This is a genomic window from Desulfurivibrio nitratireducens, from assembly GCF_044068515.1.
Classification (GTDB): Bacteria; Desulfobacterota; Desulfobulbia; order Desulfobulbales; family Desulfurivibrionaceae; genus Desulfurivibrio.
Genome location: NZ_JBIPKI010000005.1, coordinates 11,606 through 27,602 on the forward strand (window position 1 = coordinate 11,606; position 15,997 = coordinate 27,602).

Consider the following 15,997-nt stretch of genomic DNA (forward strand, 5'->3'; position numbering starts at 1 on the left):
GGCCGGTTGTTTTCCATTAGGTAGCTGAACCGGGCGCCGGGCTGTTATTATGCGGGGGATCGGCGCTTGTCGCGGCGGTGGTTTGGGCAGCGACGCGCCCGCAGCCCGGCCCGCTGATAATGCTGCGTCCCCCCGTTTGGGGGATGACCCGGATCCGGGTGGCGATGCGCTCCTTAAGGGCCGGGACGTGGGAAATCACCCCGATCAGCTTGCCGTCCTGGCGCAGGCCGGCCAAGGTTTCCAGGGCGGTTTCCAGGGCATCGTCGTCCAGGGTGCCGAAACCCTCGTCGAGGAACAGGGAGTCCACCCGGACGTTGCGGCTGGCCATCCGGGAAAGGCCCAGGGCCAGGGCCAGGCTGACGATAAAACTCTCGCCGCCGGAGAGGTTCTTGGTCGAGCGGATTTCCCCCGCCTGGTAGTTGTCGATCACGTTAAGTTCCAGGGGCTGACCCTCGTCGCGCAGCAACAGGTAGCGATCGGTCATTTTTTGCAGCTGGCGATTGGCATGGCCGATCATCATTTCAAAGGTAAGGCCCTGGGCGAAATTGCGGTATTTTTTGCCGTCGGCCGAGCCGATCAGCTCATGCAGCAGGTTCCAGCGTTCGCATTCCCGCTGCTGGGCGACCAGGGCCTGAAGGCGCTCCCGCTGCCGTTCGCGCAAGCGCTGGTTGTCCCGCAACTGCTGGCCGATGGCGCCGATCTCCTGCTGGAGTTGCCGCAGGCTTTGCCGGCCCTGGTCCTGTTGCCGCTCCAGCTCGGCGCGGGGCAACTCGCTGAGCTTTCTGGCCCGTTGAACGGCCAGTTGGGCGGTCTGGTCATGTTCCGCGGCGGCCAGGATGCTTTCCGCGCTGGCCTGTTGTTGGGCCTGCCGGCGCAATTGCTGGCGCTGTTCTTCCGGCAGGCAGGCCTCCCGATAGTCCGTTTCAGCGCCAAAGCCGGCGGCGGCCAAACGGGCCCGCCAGGCCGTTTCGGCCGGCTGGAGGAGAGCGCTCCGGTCGGCCAGGGCCTGTTCCAGCTCCTTGCCCCGGCTTAGGAGCTGGTCCCGTTCCCGGGCGGCGGTTTCAAGAACCTGGCGGGCGGCGGCGATATCCTGCTCCGCCCTCTCAAGGGCGGTGGCCAGGCGTTCCTCTACCCGGTCCGGATCCTGCTCGGCGCAGAGCTGGAGACGCTCCCGGGCCAATTGGTCCCGTTCGGCCTGGAGGGCGGCCAGTGATTGGCGTAGCCTTTGCAATTCGGCCGTGGTCCGGGCAAGCTCTTCATCTTGATGGCCAACCCGCAGTTGCCAGGCGGCAATTCGTCCCTCCAGGGCCGCAGTTTCCTTTTGCCGGTCCAGCCATTGGCGGCGGCGGGCGCTCAGCTGGTCCCGGACCCGCTCCCGGTTAGCCGGGGTAAGTTCCCGGATGCCGTAAGGGGCCACCTCGACCAACAGCTCGTCCTGCCGCTGCCGGAGCCGGTTGGCCAGCTCGGTGGCTTCCCGCTCCAACCTGGTCAGGGTTCGGGTGGCCGAATCGTGCCGGTGGCCGGCGGCCTGGCTCTCCCATTCAACCCGGCTGGCGGCGGCCTGGCTTTGGGCCAGCGCTTCACCCAGCCGGGTCAGCTCGCTTTCCAGTTCTTCGGCGGCCTGGACCAGGTTGGTCACCTGGGTAAGTTCGCCATTGAGTTCAGGGTCGGGGGCCGGGATGTTCCCGCTGGTGAAGGGATGTTCCCGGGCTCCGCAGAGCGGGCAGGGTTCCTGGTCTCCCAGTTGGCCGCGGGCTTGGGCCAGGGACTGGGTCGCGGCGCTGAATTTTTCCTGGCCCAGCACTTTTTCCCGCAGGTCCAGCAGCCGGCGGCGCCAGGCGGGCAGAGCCCGGCCGGCCAGCAGTCGTTCGAGTTCTTGCCGCTTACGGGCCAAGGCCTTTTGCTGGGTCGCGAGCTGTTTTTGCCGGATCCGCAGGTCGTTGTCCCGCTGGTGGAGATCCTGCCTGGTCTCCCGGGCCAGCTTTTCGGCTGCCGCCAGTTCCGCCTTTTTGCCGCTAAGTTGCTGCTCCACTTCTCCGAGCGCCGTGCATCGGGCCTCAATGCCGGCCAGGTGCTCGACCAGGCCCTCGTCGGCCCGGGCCTTTAGCTGCTGTTGCCGGCATTGGGCCAGGGCCTGCTGCTCGCCGGCGAGAAGCCGCGCGGCTTCGGTGCGCCGCTTTTTCAGCTCGGCCAGGGTTTTTTCCCGGGCGCCGATCTCTTCGGTACCGGCTTTAAGCGGCCGGTCCTTTTCGGCGATCTTGATATCAAGTTCGCGGGCCTGGCGGATCAGCGGCAGGGCCTCTTTCTGGGCCGCCTTGCGGCCGGCCAGGTTTGTCCGGGCCCGCTCAAGGTCCGAGCCGGCCTGCTTCAGGGCCGCTTCCCGGGCGGGCAGGGCCTGGCGGGCGGCGGCCAGGTTTTGCCGGTCCGCTTGCTGGGCTTGGCGCAGGGCGGCCAGGGCGCCATATTCGCCGCTCAGCTCCAGGGCCCGGTCGGCCCGTTCCAGCTTGGCAAGGTCCGGGGCCAAGGTCTGCCGGCGGCTGAGCAGTTCCTCTTTTTGGGTGGCGATCCGGGCCAGCTCCTGCTCAAGCCGGGTCATGGCGTCGAGCCAGCTCAGGGCGTCGCTGGCGGTTTTGATCCGTTGGTTGAGCTCGACTTCCCGGTTGGTTTTTTCGGCCAGGCCGGTCTGCAGTTGCTCCTCCTCCTCGGCGCTCAGCAGGCGCAGGCCGGCCAGTTCGGCTTCCAGGGCTTCGAGCTTCTTGCGTTCCGCTCCCCGGCGCTCAAAGATCCGAATGGAAATCCGGCTGTAGATTTCGGTGCCGGTGATTTGTTCGAGGATCGGCGCCCGTTCATCGGGGGCGGCCTGGAGAAAAGCGGCGAAGCCCCCCTGGGCCAGGAGCATGGACCGGGTGAAGCGGTCGAAATCCATGCCGGTGGTGGTTTCAACGGCGGCGGCGACTTCCCGCAGCTTGCTGGCGATGATGCGGCCCGAAGCGGCGGCGGCGATTTCATGTTTGGGCGCCTGCAGTTCGCCGTCGGGCTTTTTCCGGGCCCGGTGCTGGCTCCAGTGGCAGCGGAACCGGCCGGCCTGGGTGGCGAAGGTCACCTGGGCGAAACATTCTCCGGTCTGGCGGGACATGATCTCGTTGCCGCCCTGGTTGATCCGGGCCAGGCGGGGAGTGCGGCCATACAGGGCCAGGCAGATGGCGTCGAGAATGGTGGTCTTGCCGGCTCCGGTGGGGCCGGTGATGGCGAAGATACCGTCGGCGCTGAAATCCGGGTGGGTCAGGTCGATTTGCCACTCGCCGACCAGGGAGTTGAGATTCTTGAAGCGCACCTGCAGGATTCGCATGATTCCTTATCCCTATTCCGCCCGCCGGTCTTCGCTCAGGAGCGAGGCGACGGCTTCCCGGTAGGCCCGAAACAGTTCCGGCCGCTGGGGCTCCGGCACCCGGTGGGCCGCCAGGCAGCGGCTGAAAACCTCATCCACCTCGAGATCATCCAGGGTTTCATCGGCCCGGTTGCGGCTGAGTACCCGTTCGATGATCCGGTTGTTCCTGATCCGCAGGATTTCCAGGCCGCTATCGGCAACGGCGGCCTCCAGGCGCCGGCGCAGATCGGCGATCACCTCCTCGCCTTCATAGACGATTTCCAGCCAGACCGAATCCTGCTCGGCGACCAGCTCGCCGAGACGGGCCGCGATCGTCTCCCAGTCGCCCGCCACCCGTTCCAGGCGCTGGAAAACCGGCACCGGCCGCAGTTGGACCGTGGTGGCGCCGGCGGCCATTTCGACCAGGCAAACGCTTTTCGGCCGGCCCGCTTCGCCGAAGCCCAGGGGCAGGGGTGAACCGCTGTAGCGCCTGGTTGGGGAACCGCCAAGCTGCTGGGGTACATGGAGGTGGCCCAGGGCCAGGTAGTCGAAGCTCTCCGGCAACAGGCCCGCCGGGACATGGGCCAGAGAGCCGATATAAAGCTCCCGCACCCCGTCGCCTTCCACCGTCTGGCCCCCGGAGGCGAAAAGGTGCCCCATGGCGACCAGGGGAATCCGGCTCGCCGTGGCCCCCGCCTCCCGGGCGCCGGCGCGGCCTGCTTGCTCCGCGATGGCCGCCACTTCGGCATAATGATCGCGGATGCCGGCCAGCAGTTTGTGCTCCTTGTCCTCCAGGCTCTCATCGGCCTCGGCCAGCCGCAGGTCGCGGTCCCGCAGGTAGGGCACCGCGCAGACGATCAGTTCAGGCTGCCCCCGGCGGTCGCGGAGCAGCAGCACCTCGTCGGCCCGCTCCGCGGTGGCGGCCCCGAGCACATGGACATCGAGCGCCCGCAACAGCTCCCGGGGGGCGTTGAGAAACGAGGGCGAGTCATGGTTGCCGGCGATGACCACCACGTGACGGCAGGGGGAGGCGGCGATCCGGCAGAGAAAGCGGTAATAGAGGGCCTGGGCCCGGTTGCTGGGGGCCGGGGTGTCGAAGACATCGCCGGCGATCAGCAGGACATCGACTTGCTCCTCGTTGATGGTGGCGGCCAGCCAGTCCAGCAAGGCGGCAAATTCCCGGTAGCGTTTGCGGCCGTAAAGGGTTCGACTGAGATGCCAGTCCGAGGTATGGAGGATTTTCAGCTTTTGCAATCTCTTACCAGTGGGAGGGTTTGGCCAGAATGGCGCGGATCTTGAGATCGAAGAGGCGGTTGGATGACTGGGGCGCGATCCAGGCCACGGTGTCGGCCCCCCGGCCGGTGCCGGCCACCGCCAGGACGTCTTCCGTACTGATCAGCCCGGCATCGGCGGCCATCATCACGATCTCGACGCAGACCTTGATCCCCTGGCCGCAAAGACGCAGGGTGTTGGCGATGGTGTCCTGCTGGGAATAATGCTGCTTGGCCCGGATGGCGGTGCCGATATTGCGGAAGGGCATGGTGCCGGTGCAGACCCGGCCGCCCAGAGCCTCGATCTCGGCCCGGGTGGCGGCGCTCATCTCCCGGCTGCCCGGTTCCTGGAAGCCGACATTGTGGGTCACCACCACCAGGTTGACCCCGGAGCCCTTAAGCAACCGGGCGGCGGCCAGGCCGGTATCCCCCCAGGTTGAAGCCACCACCACCTGGTTGACCCCGCAGCGGGTGATCCCGCCCTGCAGCACCGCCAGGGTTGCCGCGCTGTTGGCCGGGCCCGGGCGGGCGAAAAGCTCGCTGATCATAATTTCCTCCTTGCTTGCGAAAAGTTTAAAAATATCACAGGTTGGCCGGCCCGGGGAGAGAATATTTGCTGCCGGTCGGCTGGCATCATGGCAAGGGGGGCCTGGAGCCGTCGCGGTTTATTAAGCTTATTAAGAGTTTTATAACCACAGAGGACCCAGAGAACACGGAGAAGCCTAAGATTAATCAGCCGCTCCGGCTCAAGATTTTCTCTGTGTTCTCTGGGTTCTCTGTGGTTATTCTTATCCTGCCTTGAATTCGGCAAAAGACCCGTAACCTTGATGGCTCCTGGGAGTAATTCAGGTTGGCGGGGCGTGAAGGTTCAGGGTATGGTTGGCAGGATCAAGTTTTTTGGCGTGATGGTCAGTCGAGCCCGAGGAGGCAGGATGAAGATTGAGGAAGAGGTTTTTTGTTTGCGGCGCCGTGATCTGGAGGGGCTGTTCGGCGGGGCTTTGCCCCAGGGGGGTTTTGCCGGGCCGGAGCCCGAGCGGGTCCTGGTTTTGCCCCAGCATTTCCTGCCCCGTAGCCGGGCCGAGGAAAACCCCGCCTTCAAGCAGCTGATCCCTTACCAGCTTTTTGCCTTCCGGCAGCGTTTTTTTGTCTACCGGCGGGGCGGCGGGGTCGGGGAGGGCCGCTTGGCCGGTCGGCTTTCGGTGGGCTTCGGCGGCCATATCAACCGGGAGGATGCCGGCGGGGATCTGCTTTCCGCCGCTGCTTACGAGGCCGCCCTGCGGCGGGAACGGGTCGAGGAACTGGTCAACGCCGAGGCGGTGGCCGGCGATTTTCTCGGCTGGATCAACGATGATGCCTCGCCGGTGGGTCGGGTTCATCTGGGGGCGGTCCACCTGGGACGGCTGGATTCCGAGCGCGCTTGTCGCGCTCTGGGCATCCGGGCCGACGGGGAGGATATTCACCCCCAAGGCTGGTGGTCGGCCGCCGAGATCCGGGCCGCCGGCGAGCGCTTCGAGCAGTGGGCCCTGCTGGCGGTGGCGCTGGCCGAATCAGGCGGTTGACCCCAGGCGGTCCGGTCAGCGGCGGCGGGGAGGACGGCCGCCCGGTCGGCGCGAGGAAGGCGGTCGCCCACCCCGACTGGCGCTTCTCGACCGTCCGCCCGCCTTGTCGCCGCCGGCCCCTTTTTCCACCGGCGGGGCCTTGTGCACCGGCGGCGGCAGGGGGGTGAGCAGTTGGTCGTCGGGGTAAACGCAGGCGAGTTTGCGGCCCATGTATTCCTCGATGGCCGGCAGGTAGAAGGACTCCTCCTCGTCGGCGAAACTCACCGAAATCCCGCTGGCCCCGGCCCGGCCGGTCCGGCCGATGCGATGCACGTAGTCCTCGGCGTCCTCGGGCAGGTTGTAGTTGATTACGTGGCTGACGCCTTCGATATGGAGCCCCCGCCCGGCCACGTCGGTGGCCACCAGGACCCGGATCCTGCCCTCCTTGAAGTTTTCCAGGGTCTTCATCCGCTGCTGCTGGTTGACCTCGCCGGAGAGCATGGCGCAGGAGATATCGTGGCGATAGAGGCGATCCCGGACCCGCCGGGTGACATCGCGGCGGTTGCAGAAGACGATCACCCGTTCCAACTGCTTGCCGGTGACCAGGTTGTAGAGGACGGTCATTTTTTCCTTGGCGGTGACCAGGTAAACCAACTGCTCGACGCTGTCGGAGGCCACCTGTTCCGGCTCTATTTCCACCGTGATCGGATCTCTGGTCCACTGGGCGGCCAGGTTGCCGATCTGGGGGGTCAGGGTGGCGGAGAAAAAGAGGGTCTGACGATTGCTCTTTTCCGGGGTCTGTTGGATGATCCGGCGCACATCGGGGATAAAGCCCATGTCCAGCAGGCGGTCGGCCTCGTCGATGACCAGCACCGCCACCTCGTTGAGGATAACCACCTTCTGGCGGGCGAAATCGAGCAGGCGACCGGGGGTGGCGATCAGGATGTCCACCGGCGCTTTGGTGAAGATCTGGCGCTGCTTTTCGTAATCGGTGCCGCCGAAGACCGCGACACAGTTCAGGCCGGTGAAGCGGGCCAGATCTTCGGCGTCCCGGTGGATCTGGATCGCCAGTTCGCGGGTGGGGGCCAGGACCAGGGCCCGGGGGTGGGCCAGGGGACGTTCCCGGGTGTCCGGGTCGCGGAGCAGGCGGGTAATGATGCTGATCAGAAAGGCCGCGCTCTTGCCGGTGCCGGTCTGGGCCTTGCCGAAGGCGTCATGACCGGCCAGGGTCGGGGGCAGAATCTCGGCCTGGATCGGGGTGCAGTACTGGAAACCCAGGGCATGGATGGCCCGCATCAGTTCCGGGGCCAGGTCGAGATCATGGAAGCGGGTTTTGCCTTCCACCGGAGCCACCTGGAAATCTTCCGGGCTCCAGGAAGTGATTGCGGCCGGAGCCGGGGTCGGGTTGCCGGGCTGCTCGCCGCCGGGCTTGCGCTTGCGGCGCCGCTTTTTGGGGGGCGGGGAAATGGCTTGGCCAGATATTTCCGCAGTCGATGGGGTTGCTCCTTCGAGTTCCGGGATCGCGGTGCCGGAGGCGCTCGTTTCGGTCGGAGGGACGGCGTTTTTGGCGCTGCCCAGGTGACGGCGGATGCGGTTGATTAAGGTGCTGATCAAGATGTCCTCGTTTGGTTTTACAGGTTTTTCGCGGTCCCGCCTCCGGGCTGGCGGTGAGCGTCAGGCCGGGCGCCGCCGGGACGGCTGAATGTATACCCTTGATAGTGATAGGGCCTGGAGTGGCCAGCAGGCGCGGTGCATTTTTGAGAAACAGATACTTTAGTCGATTTCTCAGGAAAAAAGAAGGGTCGAAGTGACCGCTGCCGGTTCATTCTTTAAAGATGTGTTGAATTTTCGCCCCGATTCGGTATGCTGCCTCTTTTCCGCGCCGCTCAACAGCAAGGTAAGAGTATGGAAAAACAACAAGATACAGAGTGGGATATCGAACAGGCCCGGGAGCTTTACGGCATCCACCGCTGGGGCTTGCGTTATTTTGACATCAATGACGCCGGCCAGGTCACGGTGGCGCCCCTGAAGGAAAACGGGCCCAGCATCGCCATCGTCGACGTGGCCAACGAGGCCCGGGAGCAGGGGCTTCACTTTCCCATGCTGATTCGTTTCCAGGATCTGCTGCGCAACCGGGTGGAACGGATCAACCGGGCCTTTTCCGAGGCCATCGCCGAATCCGGCTACCACAACGAATATCGGGGGGTTTATCCCGTTAAAGTCAACCAGTTGCGTGAAGTAGTCGAGGAAATCCTCGATGCCGGGCGCCTCTTCAACCATGGCCTGGAGGTTGGTTCCAAGCCGGAACTGCACGCCGCCCTGGCCCTGCACGAGGATCCGGAAAGCCTGATCGTCTGCAACGGCTACAAGGACCAGGACTATATCCGCATTGCCCTGATCGGCCGCAAATTGGGCAAACGGGTGATCCTGGTGGTGGAGAAGGTCGAGGAGATCAACCAGATCATCGCCACGGTCAAGAAGATGAAGGTCGAACCCCTGATCGGCCTGCGAGTCCGGCTGATGAGCGGCGGCAAGGGCAAGTGGGAAAAGAGCGGGGGGGAGAACGCCAAGTTCGGCCTCAGCACCATGGATATCATGCGGGCCTCCCAGCTCCTCAAGGAGGCCGGGCTGGCCCATTGCCTCAAATTGGTCCATTTCCATATCGGCTCCCAGGTGCCCGATATCCTGACGATCAAGAAGGCGGTGAGGGAAGGGGCGATGTTCTTCGCCAAGCTCAGCAAGCACGGCCACCAGGGTCTGGAATACCTCGATGTCGGCGGCGGCCTGGGGGTGGACTACGACGGCAGCCGGACCACTTTTCATTCGTCGATCAACTACTCCCTCAACGAATACGCCCGCGACGTCATTTACAACATCATGGATGTCTGTGATGCCGAGGGGGTCGCCCATCCGGTGGTGATCAGCGAGTCGGGCCGGGCCCTGGTCGCCCATCACTCCCTGCTGGTGGTGGAGACCTTCGGCAACATCAAGAAGGCCCAGGTGGAGGAAGAAGCGGTGGCCCCCACCGTCCGCCACAAGCTGGTGGATGACGCCTGGGACGCCTATCTGAATATCAGCGAAAACAACCCGCTCGAGGCTTACCACGACGCCCAGCAGTACAAGAGCGAGGCCCAGACCCGCTTTGAACTGGGCCTGCTGGATCTCGAGATCAAGGCCGAAGTCGAACGCATTTTCTGGCTGGTGGGGGTAAAGGTGCTGGAATCTTTCCGGGGGGCGGAATACATCCCCGATGAGATCGTCGAGCTGGAGAGCAAGTACAGCGATCAGTATCTCTGCAACTTCAGCGTCTTCCAGTCATTGCTCGACCATTGGGGCTTCGGCCAGCTTTTCCCGATCATGCCCCTGCACCGGCTCGATGAACAGCCCCGCCGGCGGGGCACCCTGGCCGATATCACCTGTGATTCCGACGGGGTGGTATCCAAGTTCATCAACCTCTACGAAGAGGGGGTGGATACCCTGCCGCTGCATGAACTCAACGGCCAGCCCTATTACCTGGGGATCTTTCTCACCGGGGCCTACCAGGACATCATGGGCGACATCCACAACCTTTTCGGCCGGGTCAACGAGGCCCACGTCTTTCTCGACGAAGACGAAGAGGGGGGCTACTACATCGAGGAGACCATCGCCGGCACCACCATGGAAAAGGTTCTGGCCCTGGTCCAGTACAGCGAAAACGATCTCGGTCGCAAGATGAAGCGCCAGTTCGATCTGGCCATCAAGGAAGACCGCCTGCGGCCCAACGAGGCCATGCGCCTGCTCAATGAATACAACGGCGGCCTCAAGGGCTATACCTACCTGCGCCTTCGCTGAACCCGGCTACGGGGCGAAGCCGCTGGCCTATGGGGGGCACAGCCGCTAAGAACCTTTTCGGCGGTCCCGGTAATGGCAACGTCGCCGGCCAACAGGGGCGGCGGTTCTTATACGGTCGGCAGGAGGGCGGGGGGTTGGCTCAGGAGGGAGGGCGAATGGCGCCGAGGATCGAATCCACCGCCTGGTAGATTTCCAGGTCGTCGCCGAAAACGTCCTGAATCTTGCTGTGTTCCAGCAGGTCTTCGGCGATGTACTGGGTAAGATAGAGGCTGATGAAGTTGGGGTCGTTGACCAGGCCCCGCAGGGGGGCGGTCTTGTACTGGATGTCGAATTCTTCCATTTCCGGCATTTTATGGAAGAGGTTGGTGAAGGCCTCGCGGATGGCCTCGGGGGAGGTGGTCTCGATAATATGCTTGTCGAGCAGGCGCTGGACCAGCTTGGTGGCCAGTTCGGGGGCGTTGCGGTAAAGAGCCTGCAGCATGTTCTGGCGCTCCCGCTCCCGCTTACGATCGATGGCGCCGGCGGTTTTATCGTTGAAAGGTCTGGTCTGACTGCCCATTATCTTCCCTGTCTGCTGGCTGGTTCAGCCCGGTTAGCCGATGCGGCTGGTAATAACGAGGCCCATTAAAACAACTTCCCAAAAAACCGCCAAAGGTGTTGGTCGGCAATAGCAAAAAAACGAATTACGATGTGTGTCCCGTCGTCGTCGCCGCTTTTTGCGACGTCGACAACCCTGGCCCGCAAAAATCAAGCGCCGGGCAGGGCTGCCTTCGGGCCAGCCCCGGCCTGTCCGGGATCGGGCCGCTGGTCGGCTCGCAGAAGCTTGCCGGTGAACGGCGGGAAGGCACGAACTCTCTTATCTGCATAGATACAGAAAAAAAAACGAAAGAGAAAGAAAAATAAAGGTTTTCTTGATTTTTCTCCGGTCACTTAAGGTATATTTGGACTTAATGATTTCGGTTCATGTCGTCAGTTGAAAAAGCAGTGGGGGGGTGATGTCCAGGGTGGCAAACAAGCAGGAAAGACTTACAATATTATTGCCGGCCGGGCGTCTGCCCCTGCCGGTGATGGCCAAGGCCTACGAACTGGCCGAGCGCTACGGGCTCGAGGTTTATCTCTCAACTCTCCAGAACCTGCGGCTGATGGGGTTGAGCGAGGAGCAGCTGGCCCAGGCCCGGTCCGAATTGGCCCCCTTGGGGGTGGATTTCAAGGGGCCGGGCAAATTCCCCACGCCTCGGGTCTGCATTGGCCGGCGGGACTGTTCCGCCGGCGTGCAGGAGCCCGAGGAACTTTCCCGCCGGCTGCTTGAACATTTCAAGGATCGCGGCCCATTCAAGCCCAAGATCAAAATCGCCATTTCCGGCTGTCCTTTCTGTTGCCCCGGGGTGAAAACCACCGACATCGGGATCATGGGCACCAAAAAGGGTTTCGATGTTTACGCCGGCGGCAAGGGCGGCCCCAACCCCGTGGTCGGGCGCCGCGTCGCCCGGGAAGCGGACGCCGAAACGGTGATCCGGATTGTCGAGACTCTGCTGGCCTATCACGACCGCAAAACCCCGAAAAAACAACGGATGGCCCGCTTGCTGGGCGAACCGGATTTCCCGTTTCCCGAAGTCTGATCCGGCTTTTTCGTTTTCGGTTGACCTTTGCTTTGCTCCTGTAGTAAAAGCGGGCATCCCGTCAGTTTACGGTTGGATTTCAGCTAAAACGCCGTCGGCTTGCCTGCCGGCAGTGGACTAATCCTTGTGAGGGTCCATGTCCTACTCTTTTTTTGATTTTCTCCAGCTGGCCGGTTCGCTGGGGATCTTCATCTTCGGGATGAAGGTGTTCAGCGACGGCTTGCAGAAGGTGGCCGGCGGCAAGTTGCGGGCCATCCTCAAAGGCATGACCCGTAACCGGCTGATGGGGATCACCACCGGTTTCGGTACCACCGCCATCACCCAGTCCTCCACCACCACCACCGTCATGGTGGTGGGTTTTGTCAATGCCGGCCTGCTCACCTTCATCGAGTCCACCGGGGTGATCATGGGCGCCAATATCGGCACCACGGTCACCGCCTGGATGGTTGCCGTTTTCGGCTTCAAATTCCAAATCACCCCGATCGCCATCGCCATGATCGGGGTTTTTTTTCCTTTCCTCTTTGTGCGCAACCAGAAGCTGCGCAACACGGCCGAGGCCATGGTCGGCTTCGGCATCCTCTTTATCGGTCTGGACTTCATCAAGGGTTCGGTGCCCAGCATCAACGATAACCCGGAGATGTTCGCCTTTCTGGACACCTTCACCGACTACGGCTTTGCTTCCACCCTGCTCTTCGTCCTGATCGGGACCATCCTGACCCTGCTGACCCAGTCCTCTTCGGCGGCCACCGCCATCACCCTGGTCATGCTGGCCCAGGGCTGGATCACTTTTCCCATTGCCGCCGCCATGGTGCTGGGTGAAAATATCGGCACCACCGTAACCGCCAATATCGCAGCCCTGGTCGGTAACGTCCAGGCCAAGCGGGCTGCCCGTTTCCACTTTTTATTCAATGTCATCGGGGTCTGCTGGATGCTGCTGGTGATGGCCCCGTTTTTGCTGGGGATAGACTGGGTGATGCAGGTCGCCTCCGGCAGCGGGGTCTCGGTTCTCGGTGATGATCCCGCCGCCCGCACCAACGCCACCCTGGCCCTGTCGCTGTTTCATACCTCCTTCAATGTCATCAACGTAATGCTGATTTACGCCTTTGTGCCTCAGCTGGTTAAGCTGGTGGAGAAAATCCAGCCCGAAAAACCCGGCGAGCGGGAAGGGTTTCACCTGCGCTACATCCATACCGGCCTGATGTCATCGGCGGAGTTGTCACTGGAACAGGCCCAGCGCGAGATACAGCACTTTGCCGCCCTGATCGTCAAAATGCATTACGCCTTTACCGGCCTGCTATTCAAGGACCCGCAGAAGCAGAAAAAATTTCTGGAAAAAATCGAACAGCGGGAACGGATTACCGATCAGCTGGAACTGGAAATCGCCGAATACCTGGTCAAGATTCTCGAAAACGCCAATCTTTCCCTGCCGTCCATCGACCGCCTCCGCCATATGCAGAACATGTTGCATGACCTGGAGCGGATGGGTGACATTTATTACGAAATGTCAAAAACCTACGAACGAATCTTGCAGGATGAACTGCGGGTGCCGGAAGATGTCATGGACGAACTTTACGAGATGCTGCGCACCGTCCATGACGCCCTGGCCTTCATGACCCGGAACCTCCGTGATACAACGGTTAAGGTGGACATGAAGAAGGCCATCTCGATTGAAAACGGGATCAACAACCTGCGCGACTGCCTGCGCAACCGTCATTACGGCCGCCTGGAGCAAGGCGTCTACTCGCCCCGGATCGGGGTAATGTACCTGGACCTGCTCAACCGCCTGGAAAAGGTGGGTGACCACATCATCAACGTCAACGAGGCCCTGGCCGGCGGCAAGATGAGAACCGTCACCAGCCTCTAAAAGCCCCACCCAACTCCAGCAGCGATCAGCCAGCGGCTCCCGCGGTTCAGGGGGCCGCGGAGCTGATCGTCCCAAGCGCGACCTCTCCCCAACCCCCCCTGTTCACTTAGGTTTTTCCGCCCGCACGATCACCCGCAGAGGGGCGGGGTAACCCTCCACGGTCAGTTGGGGGTTTAGCGGGTCGATGAAGTCGAGGTAGGATTCGAAGGTCATCCACTCGGTGCGGCGCTGTTCGGCGGCGGTGGTGGGAACCTGGCTGAGCAGTTCCACATTCCGGAAGCCGGTGCGCTGCAGCCAGTTGACCAGGCAGGGGGCGGTGGGGACGAAATAAACCCCGGGGGCCTTGGCGAAGGTGCGCTCCGGGAACAGGGCCAGGGTTTCGGCGCCCGGGATGGTCTGGGATTCCAGAACCAGCGCCCCGCCGGGGGCCAGCGCTTCCCGCACCTCCTGCAGCATGGTCAGGGGTGAACTGCGGTGGTAAATGACCCCCATCAGAAAAATTACGTCGAAACAGGCCGGATAGAGGCCGATCTGCTCCACCCCCAGGGGTTCGATGAAGAGCCGGTCCTGGCCGGCCAGGCGGTTAAGGGCTTTAAAGCAGTAATAATGCTGCAGCATCGGCTCGAAGCCGATTACGGCGGCCGGCTCGTGGGGCAGCATCCGGAACATGTAATAGCCGTTGTTGCAACCGATGTCGGCCACCACCTTGTGCTTGAGGTTGGGCAGACCCGGGAGCAGGCGGTCCCACTTGCGAAAGCTTTGCCACTCGGCGTCGATTTCAATCCCGAACACCGAAAAAGGGCCCTTGCGCCAGGGCATGAAGGCCCGCAGGGCCCGGTCCAGGGTGGCTGCCTGCCCCGGCGCCAGTTCCGCGGCGCGGCCGATCACCACGGCATCCCCGCCAAAATCGGTGTGGGCGGCCCCGGGCAGGGCGCAGATATCCCGCCATGGCTCCTGGAAACGGAGAAAGCCCTTTTTGGGCCGGGCCAGCCGACGGGCCTGCTCGGCTCGCAGGCTCCTGATCTGCTCGTGCCGGGCCCCGGGCAGCAGGGCCAGGTAATCATGCTGCATGTCCATTATGGTACTCGGTCGGTGGGGGTGATGGCCCGCGGGCTTGTGGAGCTGCCGAGCAAGGCAAAGCCGGAGCCGCCGGCGGGCCGGGGCTTGGCCTCTCGATCAAGGCCGGTTTACTTGATGGCTACGAAGGATGCGAAGTTGAACCACTGGAAGAAGGTTTCCACCCGCTTGAAACCGGCCTCTGCCAGCAACTGGCGGTTTTCCGCCAGCGAAAAGGGAATCAGGACGTTTTCCAGGGCTTCGCGCTTCTGGCTGATTTCAATTTCCGAATAGCCCCGGGTTCGCTTGAAGTCGAGATAAAAATCGATGAAGCGGCGATTGAGCTCAGGGTCGTGGGAGATGATTTTTTCACTGATCAGCACGAGGCCGCCGGGGCGCAGGGCCCGGTGGAGGCGGGCGACGAACTGGGGCCGGACCAGGGGACGGAGAAACTGCAAGGTATAATTGAGCATAATCGCTCCCGCGTTGGCGCAGGGGAAGGTGCTGATATCCGCTTCGATGAATTCGAGCTGGGCCCCGGGAGCATAACCGGCCGCCTTGCGCCGGGCCTTGGCGATCATGGCCGGGGAATTGTCCACCCCGATCAGGCGCAGATCAGGGGTGGTGAGGCGCCGGGCCAGGTGGAGCAGGGTGTTGCCGGTGGAGCAGCCGTAATCATAGAGCCGGTCGCCCGGCGCCAGCAGGCGGTCGAGCAACAGGGCGCTCATTTCGATGACCTGCTGGTAGTTGGGGATCGAACGGGCCAGCATGTCGTCAAAGACCTCCGCCACCTCTTCGGTGAAGCGGAAGTCGGCGGTTACCTTGCCGTTGCTGAATAGTTGGTCTTTGCTCATTCTCGAATCTTCCTGCTCCCTGGCTGGTTAAGCTTGAGCGGGAAAAAGCCCGGCCACCGCCAGGTTAAATCAATGGCGGCGGGTCTGGGAGCGAATTTTGCCGACTTTCTTGCCGGCCGGGGCTTTGCCGCGGTTGGCCGATCCGCTGCGGGCCGGGCCGCGGCTCCGCCCCTTGGCGGCCCTGGCTCCCCGGGCGGGCCGAGCCGTTTCCTGTTTTGCCCCCGTAGGGAGCGGTTTTTCCCGGTAAAGCAGCATGGTTCGGCCGATGAGTTGGACGATTTTGCTTTTGCTGGCCGCCGCCAGGCCTTCCGCCGCCGTGGTCTTGTCCTCCGGGTAGCCCTCCTGGATTTTGACCTTGACCAGTTCATTTGCGGCCAGCACCGCTTCCAGGGCGGCCAGCACCGCCGGGGTAAGTCCTTCCCGGCCAAGCATTACCGTGGGGTCGAGATGATGGCCGCGGGCCCGCATTTCTCGGGCTTGCGAACCTCGCAGATAAAGGGCGGCGCTGTTCCGGGGAGGCTTGGAATTTTCGTTCATTGGTTTGTCCATGGGTTAGCCGGCAGCTTGATGGGCTGGCGGGCGGAGCATGGCGAAATC

13 protein-coding genes are annotated in these 15,997 nt (G+C 62.9%); 5 read left to right on the plus strand and 8 right to left on the minus strand.

All coding sequences use genetic code 11. The features are described from left to right. Nucleotides 1-16: 16 nt before the first annotated feature. Genes ACHHTY_RS03110 through ACHHTY_RS03120 form a run of 3 tightly spaced genes read right to left on the minus strand, consistent with a single transcriptional unit; the run spans nt 17 to nt 5,186 of the window. The gene (locus tag ACHHTY_RS03110) at nt 17-3,349 is read right to left on the minus strand and encodes an AAA family ATPase (protein ID WP_395492598.1); all 3,333 of its coding nucleotides are present in this window, start codon (nt 3,347-3,349) and stop codon (nt 17-19) included. A gap of 12 nt (nt 3,350-3,361) precedes the next feature. Further along, nucleotides 3,362-4,612 carry an exonuclease SbcCD subunit D C-terminal domain-containing protein gene (locus tag ACHHTY_RS03115; RefSeq protein WP_395492662.1) on the minus strand — a complete coding sequence of 417 codons (1,251 nt, stop codon included), beginning with the start codon at nt 4,610-4,612 and terminating at the stop codon, nt 3,362-3,364. A gap of 13 nt (nt 4,613-4,625) precedes the next feature. Continuing rightward, nucleotides 4,626-5,186, minus strand: a complete 561-nt coding sequence (locus ACHHTY_RS03120; protein ID WP_395492599.1) for a hypothetical protein — start codon at nt 5,184-5,186, stop codon at nt 4,626-4,628. Nucleotides 5,187-5,570: 384 nt separating this feature from the next. Here ACHHTY_RS03120 and ACHHTY_RS03125 point away from each other — a divergent pair, with 384 nt between their 5' ends. Continuing rightward, nucleotides 5,571-6,197, plus strand: a complete 627-nt coding sequence (locus tag ACHHTY_RS03125; protein WP_395492600.1) for a phosphoesterase — start codon at nt 5,571-5,573, stop codon at nt 6,195-6,197. 15 nt (nt 6,198-6,212) lie between these two features. On the opposite strand, the gene rhlB is transcribed toward ACHHTY_RS03125, so the two are convergent. Further along, entirely contained in the window at nt 6,213-7,790 is a 1,578-nt protein-coding gene (rhlB, locus tag ACHHTY_RS03130; RefSeq protein WP_395492601.1) for an ATP-dependent RNA helicase RhlB, read from the minus strand. A 291-nt stretch (nt 7,791-8,081) separates the two neighbouring features. Between rhlB and speA the strand changes: the two genes are divergently transcribed. Further along, on the plus strand, nt 8,082-10,007 hold the full coding sequence (speA, locus tag ACHHTY_RS03135; RefSeq protein WP_395492603.1) for a biosynthetic arginine decarboxylase: 1,926 nt from the start codon (nt 8,082-8,084) through the stop codon (nt 10,005-10,007). Nucleotides 10,008-10,146: 139 nt separating this feature from the next. Here speA and ACHHTY_RS03140 read toward each other — a convergent pair whose 3' ends face one another. Beyond that, nucleotides 10,147-10,566, minus strand: coding sequence for a hypothetical protein (locus ACHHTY_RS03140; RefSeq protein WP_395492604.1), 420 nt, complete (start codon nt 10,564-10,566; stop codon nt 10,147-10,149). A gap of 95 nt (nt 10,567-10,661) precedes the next feature. Here ACHHTY_RS03140 and ACHHTY_RS03145 point away from each other — a divergent pair, with 95 nt between their 5' ends. The 3 genes from ACHHTY_RS03145 to ACHHTY_RS03155 all read left to right on the plus strand — a co-directional run bounded on the left by ACHHTY_RS03145 (nt 10,662) and on the right by ACHHTY_RS03155 (nt 13,490). Then, entirely contained in the window at nt 10,662-10,910 is a 249-nt protein-coding gene (locus ACHHTY_RS03145; protein ID WP_395492605.1) for a hypothetical protein, read from the plus strand. 92 nt (nt 10,911-11,002) lie between these two features. Then, entirely contained in the window at nt 11,003-11,626 is a 624-nt protein-coding gene (locus ACHHTY_RS03150) for a nitrite reductase (protein ID WP_395492606.1), read from the plus strand. Between the two features lie 136 nt (nt 11,627-11,762). Further along, nucleotides 11,763-13,490, plus strand: coding sequence for a Na/Pi cotransporter family protein (locus tag ACHHTY_RS03155; RefSeq protein ID WP_395492607.1), 1,728 nt, complete (start codon nt 11,763-11,765; stop codon nt 13,488-13,490). Nucleotides 13,491-13,592: 102 nt separating this feature from the next. Here the strand turns inward: ACHHTY_RS03155 and cmoB are convergent, their stop codons facing one another. The 3 genes from cmoB to ACHHTY_RS03170 all read right to left on the minus strand — a co-directional run bounded on the left by cmoB (nt 13,593) and on the right by ACHHTY_RS03170 (nt 15,937). Beyond that, nucleotides 13,593-14,567, minus strand: a complete 975-nt coding sequence (gene cmoB, locus ACHHTY_RS03160; protein WP_395492608.1) for a tRNA 5-methoxyuridine(34)/uridine 5-oxyacetic acid(34) synthase CmoB — start codon at nt 14,565-14,567, stop codon at nt 13,593-13,595. Between the two features lie 110 nt (nt 14,568-14,677). Beyond that, nucleotides 14,678-15,400 carry a carboxy-S-adenosyl-L-methionine synthase CmoA gene (cmoA, locus tag ACHHTY_RS03165; RefSeq protein ID WP_395492609.1) on the minus strand — a complete coding sequence of 241 codons (723 nt, stop codon included), beginning with the start codon at nt 15,398-15,400 and terminating at the stop codon, nt 14,678-14,680. A gap of 69 nt (nt 15,401-15,469) precedes the next feature. Beyond that, nucleotides 15,470-15,937, minus strand: a complete 468-nt coding sequence (locus ACHHTY_RS03170; RefSeq protein WP_395492610.1) for a YhbY family RNA-binding protein — start codon at nt 15,935-15,937, stop codon at nt 15,470-15,472. Nucleotides 15,938-15,997: the final 60 nt, after the last annotated feature.